This is a genomic window from Paenibacillus sp. Y568 (assembly GCF_059445545.1).
Window position 1 is genome coordinate 161727 of the sequence record NZ_JCAIUM010000008.1, and the last position, 12193, is coordinate 173919.

Consider the following 12193-nt stretch of genomic DNA (forward strand, 5'->3'; position numbering starts at 1 on the left):
AGCGGTTGAAATCTGACCGCAAAGGCGAACGCTATCGCTTCTCCAGAACAATTCCGTCCCCTCCGCTACGTTTGTGCATGAAACAATGTAACACTCCGATTTCACTCAATACTTATATTATTAAAATCACAAATCACTTCAACACCTTAATTCCTTAATCCCTTAATTACCTAGCACCTTAATTTCCCTTATATTTAGATCCCCTTCGCCTTCACACTAAGCTCGTGGAGTAATTGCATGGCTTGTAAGGGGGTCATGTTCATAAGATCGAGATTCTTCACAGAATCTATAATCTGAGTGACGTTACGGTTCATTGGAGCTATGGATTCTTTTTTGTGAGGTTTGACTTCCTCTTCATCAAAGATGGATAGCTGTACAACGTCACCGCCTTCTCTGATCTCGTCATCTACAACTATAGAAGTTGCATGTTTCTCCATTGCTGGCACGGCATATGCCTTAGTCGATGCTTCATTCGTTGACGTTAACGTTAATGCTTGTGCTGCCTCTGGTACTACTGCATCTTCAGTCGCTGGTATTCCTTTAACATTTGCTCCTTCTGTAGCAACGGCCACTTCTGAAGTGACAAGCGCTTGCTCCAAACTTTCAAGAAGTCCATTCGCACGGTCAATAATAGAATCAGGTAGTCCTGCTAAGCGAGCGCAATAGACACCATAGCTACTGCCAGCCGGGCCTGGAATCAACTTGCGTAGGAAATGAACTTTATCTCCGCTCTCTTGCACGGCCATGGAGTAATTACGTAATCCCTTCAAGCTTCCTTCGATATGAGACAATTCATGAAAGTGGGTGGATACTAACGCTTTACAACCAATTTCGTCATGTACATATTCGATAACGGCTTGTGCAATGGCCATTCCCTCGCTTGTAGATGTTCCTCGACCAAGCTCGTCTATAATGATGAGACTCCGAGGGGTTGCTTTCTCTGTCATCACTTGAATATCTGCCATTTCTACCATAAAGGTACTTTGACCACCAATCAGGTCATCAGCTGCGCCAATTCTCGTAAATATACGGTCTACCATCGGAATCTCTGCCCGACTCGCAGGGACGAAACAACCGATCTGCGCCATAATGGAAATCAAGGCTACCTGACGCATATACGTACTCTTACCCGCCATATTAGGACCTGTGATTAGTAAAATATTCGCTGAATCCTGTGACAGATTCGTAGCATTTGAGATAAATGCAGAATCCTTCATCACAGCCTCAACGACCGGATGTCGTCCACCCTCAATAATGAGGTCATAATTCTCTGTTAGTATAGGCTTCACGAAGCCATGTTCAGCACTTGTCGCTGCAAGAGATTGGTACACATCCAATTCAGCAACTTTCTCTGCCAGAGACTGCAGACGTGGAATTTGCTTATTAAGTTTCTCTCTTAACTCTGTAAAAAGAGAATATTCCAGATCCACCATCTTCTCCTGCGCTTCTAGAATGAGACTCTCTTTCTCTTTCAGTTCAGGTGTAATATATCGCTCTGCATTGGCAAGCGTTTGTTTCCGTTCATATCTACCTTCGGGTAAGGATCCAATATGAGATTTGGTTAATTCAATATAATATCCAAATACTTTATTGAAGCCAATCTTAAGAGACTTAATGCCAGTTGCCGCACGTTCTCTAGCTTCAAGCTCAGCAATCCACTTCTTCCCATTGATGCTAGCTTCCCGAAGCTCGTCCAAATGTTCATGATATCCAGGTTTGATTAATCCCCCATCACGGACGGATAATGGCGGTTCATCTTTAATCGCTTGATTAATTTCATCAAAAAGATCTTCACAGGCATCTATCTCTCTGGCAATTTTACCAAGCGTTAGGGATGGCGTTGCTGCACATAATTGTTTGAGAGACGGGATCTGGCCTAAAGACAATTTAAGTGCATTCAAATCACGACCATTCGCGTTACCAAAAGCTATTCTACCCACTAGTCTCTCTAGATCGTAGATTTCCCGAAGCGATTGTCGTAAATCTTCGCGTAATATGAGCTGGTTATATAGGAGTTCAACGGCTTCGAGCCGTTCCTCAATTCGACTCCGATGTAACAGTGGCTTATCTATTCTACGTCTTAATAAGCGAGCACCCATCGATGTCTCTGTTTTATCTAGAAGCCATAACAAAGAACCCTTCTTAGATCTTTCGCGGACCGTCTCCACTAATTCTAGATTACGCCGCGTAAAGGGATCTAATATCATGAAATGACCTGGTTCATAGGAAGAAATTTGTGTTAACTGGCCCAAGGAACGTCTCTGTGTCTCACTAAGATATGAGATTAGCACTGAGACACATAACGCTCTCTCCTGATCCAATCGAGCCCATGAAGCTTCACCGAATTGACTCCGGACCATCTTCTCATCTTTCTTATCCCACGACGTATAGACAACAGGCCGGTTTCCTTGAAGCTGTAAGGATCGAATGCTATCTAACATCCCTTGATCACCTATGATCTCAGAAGGTTCATATATATTAATCTCATCACGAAGCCATTCCAAAGAAGATGGAACCGAGGTGACATACAACTCCCCTGTAGAAAGATCACAAGCAGATAGGCTCATCATCCCGCTTGATGTTGTAACACATACTAAATAATTATTTGATTTATCCGAGATGTTCTTACTATCCATAATCGTTCCCGGTGTCACAACACGTACAATATCACGACGCACCATCCCTTTGGTGGTTGCCGCATCTTCAAGTTGCTCACAAATAGCAACCTTATATCCCTTTTCTATTAGACGCTGAATATAGCCCTCAGCAGCATGGTAAGGCACACCACACATCGGTATGCGTTCTTCCCCTCCACCTCCGCGCCCTGTCAGCGTGATCTCAAGCTCGCGAGATGCCAGAATCGCATCTTCAAAAAACATTTCATAAAAATCTCCCAGTCGGAAAAACAAAAAAGCATCTTGTGCTTGTTCTTTCACTTTCAAATATTGTTCAATCATCGGCGTATATTGGGCCATGAGTTACCTCCATAAATCTTCTTATACTAAGATTTATTATAGCACAGGAATATTCCATAGCGGACGGATATCCCGTGATTCATCCCATATCTTGCCGTTGGAAATATGAACCATTAAGGGATCGATATATTTGGCATACGCTGTATAATCACGAAGAGCTGTTAAATCTCTGAACAATGGCTCTACACAATCTCGGATCACATTCCTATTTCCTTCATAATAAGCTCTATGGATATTCTCTTGATGCAAAGGTCTCAGAGTTAATTGTTTATAATGAAGCATAATCAAATAAGCTAGGTATACAACACCCTTCGCTACGAGTGGAGATACTAAGAAACTGGGAAGTGTTCGATACTCAAACCCCCCATGCGGTTGCCTTCTGAAATCCCCTAGATAACCATACCGAGGCCGTCTAGATAAGCTTGTATGATCTTCAAGCAACATAACAGGAAGCGCCAAATAATTATCCAAAGCCTCCAAAAGGGACGTTGTGAGCACAATCCCACTGAAATGTAAGTGTCCACCTAATGGCAGACCAGGTATTGGCATTCCCCCAGCCATCCATATTAATGATCGATCTCGAATTAACTTCTTTGCGGAACCCATCGTGTGCATAAGCTCAATCAGTAAGCCTCGTGGTTCTAGACGTGGTCCAGGACGTAATTCCGCCACAGGGTAGCTAGTTACCCCTTCCATATGAACCGCATCACACCCCACCTCACCAACTCGTTCTAGAAATTCAGAAGCTGGAACAACTTCCATGGATGATGAATTGACAAGTAGAAATTCTGGATCCATACCCATCATTAACTGAATCCCATTCTTTTCTTCTTCACGTAAAACCTTATGTACATTTGCTCGTTGTTGTTTATATAATGCAGCCAACTTAGGTTCACGTAATTTCGATAATGGTGTAATCTGTTCTAACACATATTGGCGATCACCATAGGTTGAGATGATAGCTTCACCTGAATCTATACCTAACGTATATAAGCTTCGTACAGCCACCTTCGTTAATCTTTTCATTAAAGGATGATGTTCAATGTCCATTTCCGTTCTCCCAGAACCCTGCATTACACCTATTCTACTAGCACCAATTCCTAACTTACTGACTTCAATTCCACGTAAATTACATACTTGCACAGCATACCTGCTACGATAGATAGATGTGTGTTCACGTCCTGATCTACCTTCCATAAGCTGAGCTGAGACCCCAGAACGGATAAGTCGAGCTTGTGCCGCTGGGAGTGACATCGATTTATAGAGAGACTCTTCTTGATCCACTTACGTAATTCCCCCTTCACTCAAGTAGAAACGGTTAAGACGTCCTTTGGTTCAAGGAAGGCATTTGTTTCAGCAGAAATATAAGGATTTAAATAAAAACAAAAAAGGAGGGCATCCGCCCTCTACACAGACGCCCTCGAATCATATAATACGTTATACCATTTAAATCTTACCCTTGTTATTACAGGTCATCATCCAGTAAATCAGGGTCAAGGTCTTCATAATCTCCAGTATCCTCGCTGAATTCAAATTCCTTATCGTCATAATCTTCATGTCCGATCAGGACGAATACTTTGGTCTCAGCAATGAGTTCCACAGTGAATTCCCTTTCGACACGGATAATGACGCTTCCCCCACCCGAAGATACACTTGCTTCAACACAACTAGGTTCCTGCGTTGCCTCCGCAGATACCTCCACTGTTGAAGCACGGTGTCTTGGGTCTAGATACGACAGCGAGACAAATTCTACATACGGTACAGTTTCTTTGGCTACATCTGTCTGGGAATTTTTGTCGTAAGAATACCAAATGTTGATATCGTAAGTACCAATAACTTCAATTCCGTCTCCGGCCGCTACCGCTTCATATTGATGGTTTATAATCCATGCACCCAAGATACTGGTTGGATTATGAGGCGGAGTTACGGTATGTGTTACGGTAGAGAACTTACGACCTTTGCCGCAGATCGCTTTCGTTATGATCTCTCTACTTTGATGTTTACGACTTAATGACATCTTTGAACCTCCTCCATACAATCATTCACTACTAAGTGTATGCAGGAGGTAGGCAAAAGTTGATTAGCCCAGTGCAAATATTTTTTGAGAGAATCAACGAGATACTATTCTTCTTGACAAAGAGTGAGCCATATTAAGTATAGTCAGTACTGTAATTGGGCTACATACACCCTTTATTAAAGATATACTTAACCTGATCTACGTTAATTCCATCGCTTCACTACAATGAACTATGTAAATACTATTTTATTACATGATCTTACTTCAAGACATATTCAACCCGCATTTTATTAGGGACAGGAGATTTATTCTTCTTCGCGATCTTCAAATACAATGATAATTCTCGGCATAATTGTAAAATAGAAGACCTAATCTCAAACTCATCTCTAGTGGTTGGGAGATCCATTTCTTTGAAATCTTGTTCCAACTCATGGAGTAAGACTTCTGTACGTCCCGTGTACATTTCCTCTGTAACGTCATGACTAAGTTGTTCGAATAAATCCGCAACCAAGTCAGCCTGAGGAAGCTTCTGATACACATCAGCAATTCGTTGCATCATTTGCATGATCAAATCCAGTTGTTCCTTGCGCATGTAGAAATAGATGTTCCAGGCTACGTCAGGACGTACCATCTGATTCTCCATCGCTCGAGTTGCTGCCAGTGACCCTTCATTAATCGCTTTACCCGCTTCAATAATCTCGTTACCGTCCCATAAATAATGAGGATCACGAAGCGTACAAGCCACTTGATTAAAGATTACAGCAAATAGCCCGTCCACCTTGTGACGAATCTCAAGCATCTGCTCTCCTCTTTTGGGCATATAGATCATATTAACGATCATGGCAGAGCCTAGTCCTACAACAAGCAGTTCAACCTGGGTTAACACGATATGAAGCGATAGGACACCTTCTCCAAATACACGAAACACAACGACTGAACTTGTCACGATCCCTTCTTTAAAGCTTGCCTTTACAATTAACGGAAATCCAAAGAGGACAAATAGAGCTAGTACCCAATAATGGAACCCAAATAGAGCGAATAGTCCACACGCAAAAAGGAGCCCCACGATGGAGGCGAAAAAACGAGCCGAAATCGTTCTAAGACTCCTTTTACGCGTAACTTCCACCCCTAGAATAGCTAACAGACCTGCAGCCTGCGGATTGGGAATACCAATTAGAGCTGCAATCTGAACAGAAATAAGTGTAGCTATAGCTGTTTTGATAACACGAAAACCCATGAGGACGCCTCTTTCTTCTATCATTATAATCGTAGTCTCATGGTACTTTATTTCATATTTCTACACAATGTGACATCTTACACTCCATGATAAGAATGTTTCTAATCGTTATTTATGTGACAACAACTTCCGCTCCATAAGGACAACAAGTTGATACATAACCGTTGCTACTACAGCAATAATGAACAAACTAGACATCACCAAGGTGAAGTTAAATACTTGGAATCCGTAGATAATTAAGTATCCTAACCCCATCTGTGCCACTAGAAATTCTCCGACAATAACACCAACCCAAGCTAGACCCACATTGACTTTCAGTGTGGAGATAATGGCTGGGAAAGATGCTGGAAAGATAACTTTTCGAAAAATATCTGATCGTGATCCCCCGAATGTTCGCACGACTTTAACTAGATTAGAATCCACTTCAGAGAAACTATTGTATACCACTAATGTGGTAATAATGACGATGACAGACAATGTAGTCACGACAATGGCCGTAAAGCCAGCACCAAACACTACGATAAATAGTGGTCCCAATGCTACCTTCGGCATACTATTAAACACAACCATATAAGGATCTAGCACTTTCGATAAGAACGGCGACCACCAGATAAGAATGGCTAGAACTGTTCCAAGTCCCGTCCCAAGTACGAAACCTACGACAGTCTCACCGACCGTTACTCCCAAGTGTCCCCAGAGTTCTCCGCTAATGACTTCTTGTGCAATATGTTTAAATATTTTACTCGGATAACTGAATAACAGTACATCGATCCATTTCAGCCTTCCAGCTGTCTCCCACAAAACGAATAACAACAATAACAATCCTAGCTGGACGGATAATATGTTCAGGCGTTGCTTTTTTTTGAAAGCAAGATGATTTTGATACATGGAAGTTAATTCGCTGTGCCTCGTGTCAGTAGACTCATCCTCCGTTCGACTTCTCCTTATCATCCTAATCGATCACCTCCTCACTTCTGCTCATTTGTCATTTCCATTGCACTCCAGATCTCGTGAAAGAGATGTTGGAACCCTTCCTGATCACGAGCATGAAAAGGTAACACTTCTCGAATGTTGTGGGGTACATCGAACGTCTTACGTATTCTTCCAGGATTGCTACCAAGTAAAATAATCCGATCGCTCATCGCAATCGCTTCGGATAGATCATGGGTAACAAGCACTGCCGTTTTGTTGCGTTCACGTAAAGTCCTAGATATCAAATCCTCTAATTGAAGTTTTGTCTGGTAATCAAGTGCAGAGAAAGGTTCATCTAGTAGCAATAGACTGGGATCCGTAGCCAGTGTCCGAACAAGTGCAACGCGTTGGCGCATTCCACCTGAGAGTTGTTGTGGATAAATATTTTCTTTCCCTTTTAGACCCATCTCTTCAAGCAGACCTGAAGTCACCTCTATACTTTCCGGTGTGACTCTTCCTGTTAACTCCAACCCTATGAGGGCATTATTTAGAATGGTACGCCAGGGAAATAAATAATCCTGTTGTAACATATAGCCTACCTCAGGTGTTGGTCCATCCAATTTGTGACCATTTACAAGGACTTCTCCGTGACTTGGTGTAAGTAGTCCTGCAATAATAGACAGAATGGTGGTCTTACCACATCCACTAGGCCCAACAATACTTACAAATTCTCCAGGAGCAACCGACATTTGAAGATGATCCACAGCCAGAGAGGCTTCGCGATCAGTGATATAGACATGGGCGACATCATTCAACTCAACAACAGGTACCATGTGCACTCTCCTTTTGGCAGGGATTACGTTATTTCACCGTCACTTTTGCCTTCTCTGCAAATGAATTATCTACAATCGCGTCTTGTGTCACCCGTTCCTTCAATTCGCCTGCATTATCCATAACGTCTAGAAGATTGTTCCATTCTGCTTCATCTAGTATAGGATCAGTAGCATACGTGCCTTGTTCTTGATAACGTTTCACTGCGGAGACAATGATCTCACGATCTGTATCTTTAAAATAGGGCATGATAGCATCCGTAATCTCTTCAGGCGTATGTCCTGCTACCCATTGCTGTGCTTTCTGAATGGCGTTCGTGAACTTCTGCACCGTATCCGCATTTTTCTTCATATAACTTTGTTTGCTCATAAACACGGTGTATGGAAGTTGCCCGCTTTCTACACCGAATGAGGCGACTACATGACCTTTACCTTCTTTTTCAAAAATGGAGGCCTGTGGCTCAAACAACTGTACATATTTCCCTGTTCCCGATGCAAAGGCTGATGCGATATTCGCGAAATCAATATTCTGAATTAATTCCAAATCGACATGTGGATCAATGCCTTTTTTCTTGAGTGTAAACTCCCCGGCCATTTGTGGCATACCACCTTTGCGTTGCCCTAAGAACACCTCACCCTTCAACTGATCCCAGCTAAATGTTCCACTGTCTTCTCTCGCAACAAGGAATGTTCCATCTGTCTGAGTCAATTGAGCGAAATTAATGACAGGATCCTCGGATCCTTGCTGATACACATAAATGGATGTTTCTGAGCCAACAAGTGCCACGTCTATCGCGTTCGATAACAATGCTGTCATCGTCTTATCTCCGCCGAAGGTCGTCTGTAGCTCGACATCTAACCCCTCATCCTTAAAGAAACCCTTCTCTATGGCAACATATTCTGGAGCATAAAATACTGACCGGGTTACTTCCCCAATCTTCACCTTCGTCGTAGCATCTTTCCCTCCGCACCCAGCAATGGCCGTCGTACAGAGAAGAAGAATACCTGCTACTGCAGTCAGCTTTTTTGTTCCTTTCCACATATGGTATCCTCCATTCTTTCGTATAAGATATGGCATCATATGCCCTCAGCCTACAAAAGGTTATTCATGTACTCTCATTTAAATCTCTAGGCAAAAAAAAGGCCCTGATTTTCTACTAATCGTAGAAGAATCAAGACCTTATGCAATAATCTCTATTTAATAGAGTGATTCAATAGTACTCAGACTATAATTTGTAAATTTCTTTATATTTCTCTTCCAAATAGTCCGCCAAGTAGTCTGGATTCAGTTCCTCACCTGTTACCTGTAATAAGATTTCTGTAGGTGTAAGACTCTTGCCATATTTGTAGATTTTGGTAGTAAGCCATTCTTTAATAGGTAATAGGTTGCCTTCTGCAATCCACTCATCATACTGAGGTAGCTCTTTACGGATGGTATGTAAGAATTGAGCTGCATACATATTACCTAGTGAGTAAGATGCGAAGTAACCAAAATCACCACCAGACCAGTGAACATCCTGAAGGACGCCAAGTCCATCATTTGGAGGTGTTACACCCAGATACTCTTGATATTTGGCATTCCATACCTCTGGTAAATCTTTAACCGATAATCCTTCGTTAAATAACATCTGCTCGATCTCATATCGAATAATAATATGCAGATTATACGTTAATTCGTCTGCTTCAATGCGGATCAGTGAATTCTCTACCCGATTAATAGCTCGATAGAATTCATCTACGGATACACCCTGCAGTTGCGGACCGAAATGTTGTTGCAAATCTCCATAATATCTTTCCCAGAACGAACGGCTACGTCCAATCATATTTTCCCATAAGCGTGACTGAGATTCATGTATTCCCATAGAAGTACCTTCAGCTAAAGGAGTCCCTCCGAGCTTAGCGTCAATGTTCTGCTCGTAAAGAGCATGTCCGCCTTCGTGTAAAGAACTGAATATCGCACTTGTTACATCATCTTGTAAATAATGTGTCGTTATCCGAACATCTCCAATGTTCAGTCCCGTAGCAAACGGATGTACACTCTCATCTTGACGTCCTGCTTGAAAGTCATATCCCATCTGTTCAAGAATGAAGAGGCCGAACTTCTCTTGTTGATCGATCTCAAATATTTGCTGTAGGAATCCATTGTCCGGTTGGTACTCAGACGCGTGAATTTTCTCAACTAGTGGCAATAATCGGCTACGTAATTGATTAAACAATTTATCTAATTTCGCAACGGTCATATCCGGTTCATACATATCAATGAGCGTATCGTATCTTGTTCCCTTGACTCCCCAATAGTCGATAAACTCTTGCTTCATGGCAACAATCTTACTCAAATAAGGTTCAAATCCAGCAAAATCGCTTGTTTCCTTTGCATCTTCCCATAGGGTTTGCGAATGAGCTGTTAATACGGAGTACTCTTGGAACTTTTCCGCTGGAATAAGCTTGTTTCGATCAAAGTCATTTTTACAATCTTTCACGATTTTAAGATCTATTTCATCCAGCTGTTCTGCAATTTCTGGTTTTGTAAAATATTCCAGATAGTTTCCCATCTCATCTGAGATTTGTAACTTAAACATTTCTGTATCTAACATTCCAATGGTCTCTGAGCGAAATTCAGCACCTTTACGGGGAGCACCCGTCCGTAGATCCCATTGCATTAAAGCTACAGCTTCATAATATCCTCTAATTTTACGAACTAACTCCCGGAATTGTTCTAATTTCATTTTTACTTGATCTTCCATTATGTGATCCACCTCACGAAAAAAATTATTGTTTCCTCTTGATGATACTTTTTAAGAAAAGTATAATCAACTTCTAAGAACGAAAATCGTTAAAATAAAAAGGAGGAAGAGGTCCCCCATGAATCACATTACTGAAGTATTAGAACACAATCGTCATTTTGTTGAGAACAAAGAGTACGAAGCCTATCGTACTAACAAATTCCCTGAGAAGAGAATCGTTGTTATCACTTGTATGGATACTCGCCTCACCGAATTACTTCCTAAAGCAATGAATTTCAAGAATGGTGACGTCAAACTCATCAAAAATGCAGGGGCTATTATTTCACAACCTTTCGGTAGTGTTATGCGTAGTGTGTTGGTTGCAATATATGAGCTTCAAGCAGATGAAGTCTTTGTCGTTGGTCACATGGATTGTGGTATGGCATCTTTGAACGCAGACCATATGATTGGACTCATTAAAGACCGTGGTGTCTCAGAAACCGTATTATCAACATTAGAGAATTCAGGAATCAAGTTAACGAAATGGCTACGTGGTTTTGATAATGAAAAAGAAGGCGTCATGGGTACCGTTGACATTATTAAAAATCACCCACTTCTACCTCCAAATATACCTGTACACGGTATGATTATCGATCCAAATAATGGCGCTTTAGAGCTTATTGTAGATGGATACCTAACTGAATAATACACACTCACAAATTAGAAGCGGTGATGCCGTCATTTTTCAAGGACGGTACCCGCTATATTTTAAACGAAGCGCGGATGACATCATCCGTGTCTTTTTTATATGCAATAACGGTTTGGTTGCCAAACCATACAGTTTAAGTGTACACTTCTTATCAGTGAAAAATTCATGATTAGGAGATATGCTCGTATGAATACACTTTCCTATGCACTCCTTGCTTTTCTTGCCCGGGAGCAGTCTTCAGGATATAATCTCATGCTTAATCTTCAACCTTTTTGGCCAGCGAAACATAGTCAGATTTACCCTCTCCTGTCGCAAATGGAGTCCGAAGAATACCTAACTTCATGTTGGATCGTACAATGTGAGAAACCAGACAAGAAGCTTTATACTATCACGGAGAAAGGCATATCAAAGCTCAAAGAATGGTTGTACTTACCTCTTGCAGATCCCATCACACGAGATGAATTATCTATGAAAACATTCTGTATGTGGTTAACGGATTTAGAGAATGCTATGGATATGATTAAAAAAAGAAAAATCCATTTGGAAACCAAATTAGAGAAATTCAATCATAAAATAGGGGATAGAACGTTAGATACGCTGGAATTCGGAACACCTGAATTTTATGATTACATGTTACTCCAGAAAGGGATTCATACGGTAAGAGGTAATCTTGAATGGACGAATATGATGTTGGAAATACTTCATGTGCAACAAATTAAAACAAATCTTAATAATTAATTTGATTAATTATGAAACTTTAAATCTTTTAATACGTAGAGAATAATAGTCT

Annotated in this window: 10 protein-coding genes; 2 read left to right on the plus strand and 8 right to left on the minus strand. The window is 41.3% G+C overall.

The window, feature by feature from the left end:
• Positions 1-194: 194 nt before the first annotated feature.
• From mutS to AC1D7X_RS13410, 8 genes are all read right to left on the minus strand, one after another.
• Positions 195-2975: a DNA mismatch repair protein MutS gene (gene mutS, locus AC1D7X_RS13375; protein ID WP_495475404.1), complete on the minus strand. Its 2781-nt coding sequence runs from the start codon at positions 2973-2975 to the stop codon at positions 195-197.
• Between the two features lie 36 nt (positions 2976-3011).
• Positions 3012-4259, minus strand: coding sequence for a putative amidoligase domain-containing protein (locus tag AC1D7X_RS13380; RefSeq protein ID WP_495457277.1), 1248 nt, complete (start codon positions 4257-4259; stop codon positions 3012-3014).
• Positions 4260-4440: 181 nt separating this feature from the next.
• Positions 4441-4992 (minus strand): outer spore coat protein CotE, encoded by a 552-nt coding sequence (locus AC1D7X_RS13385; protein WP_068648547.1) that lies wholly within the window; start codon positions 4990-4992, stop codon positions 4441-4443.
• Between the two features lie 259 nt (positions 4993-5251).
• Positions 5252-6229: an aromatic acid exporter family protein gene (locus tag AC1D7X_RS13390; protein WP_495475405.1), complete on the minus strand. Its 978-nt coding sequence runs from the start codon at positions 6227-6229 to the stop codon at positions 5252-5254.
• Between the two features lie 108 nt (positions 6230-6337).
• Positions 6338-7117 carry an ABC transporter permease gene (locus tag AC1D7X_RS13395; protein WP_495457351.1) on the minus strand — a complete coding sequence of 260 codons (780 nt, stop codon included), beginning with the start codon at positions 7115-7117 and terminating at the stop codon, positions 6338-6340.
• An 80-nt stretch (positions 7118-7197) separates the two neighbouring features.
• On the minus strand, positions 7198-7974 hold the full coding sequence (locus AC1D7X_RS13400) for an ABC transporter ATP-binding protein (RefSeq protein WP_495457279.1): 777 nt from the start codon (positions 7972-7974) through the stop codon (positions 7198-7200).
• A 28-nt stretch (positions 7975-8002) separates the two neighbouring features.
• Complete coding sequence (locus AC1D7X_RS13405) at positions 8003-9013, minus strand: ABC transporter substrate-binding protein (protein ID WP_495457280.1); 1011 nt, start codon at positions 9011-9013, stop codon at positions 8003-8005.
• Between the two features lie 184 nt (positions 9014-9197).
• Entirely contained in the window at positions 9198-10715 is a 1518-nt protein-coding gene (locus AC1D7X_RS13410; RefSeq protein ID WP_495475406.1) for a carboxypeptidase M32, read from the minus strand.
• Between the two features lie 118 nt (positions 10716-10833).
• Between AC1D7X_RS13410 and AC1D7X_RS13415 the strand changes: the two genes are divergently transcribed.
• A complete protein-coding gene (locus AC1D7X_RS13415) occupies positions 10834-11400 on the plus strand; it encodes a beta-class carbonic anhydrase (protein ID WP_495457282.1) in 567 nt (188 codons plus the stop codon).
• Between the two features lie 189 nt (positions 11401-11589).
• Entirely contained in the window at positions 11590-12141 is a 552-nt protein-coding gene (locus AC1D7X_RS13420) for a PadR family transcriptional regulator (RefSeq protein WP_495475407.1), read from the plus strand.
• Positions 12142-12193 lie beyond the last annotated feature (52 nt).

Excerpts from the sequence above, each read along its gene's own strand:
- AC1D7X_RS13405 (WP_495457280.1), bottom strand. The coding sequence starts at position 9,013 with ATGTGGAAAGGAACAAAAAAGCTGACTGCAGTAGCAGGTATTCTTCTT.
- AC1D7X_RS13410 (WP_495475406.1), bottom strand. The coding sequence starts at position 10,715 with ATGGAAGATCAAGTAAAAATGAAATTAGAACAATTCCGGGAGTTAGTT.
- AC1D7X_RS13415 (WP_495457282.1), top strand. The coding sequence starts at position 10,834 with ATGAATCACATTACTGAAGTATTAGAACACAATCGTCATTTTGTTGAG.
- AC1D7X_RS13400 (WP_495457279.1), bottom strand. The coding sequence starts at position 7,974 with ATGGTACCTGTTGTTGAGTTGAATGATGTCGCCCATGTCTATATCACT.
- AC1D7X_RS13420 (WP_495475407.1), top strand. The coding sequence starts at position 11,590 with ATGAATACACTTTCCTATGCACTCCTTGCTTTTCTTGCCCGGGAGCAG.
- AC1D7X_RS13395 (WP_495457351.1), bottom strand. The coding sequence starts at position 7,117 with ATGTATCAAAATCATCTTGCTTTCAAAAAAAAGCAACGCCTGAACATA.
- mutS (WP_495475404.1), bottom strand. The coding sequence starts at position 2,975 with ATGGCCCAATATACGCCGATGATTGAACAATATTTGAAAGTGAAAGAA.
- AC1D7X_RS13385 (WP_068648547.1), bottom strand. The coding sequence starts at position 4,992 with ATGTCATTAAGTCGTAAACATCAAAGTAGAGAGATCATAACGAAAGCG.
- AC1D7X_RS13390 (WP_495475405.1), bottom strand. The coding sequence starts at position 6,229 with ATGGGTTTTCGTGTTATCAAAACAGCTATAGCTACACTTATTTCTGTT.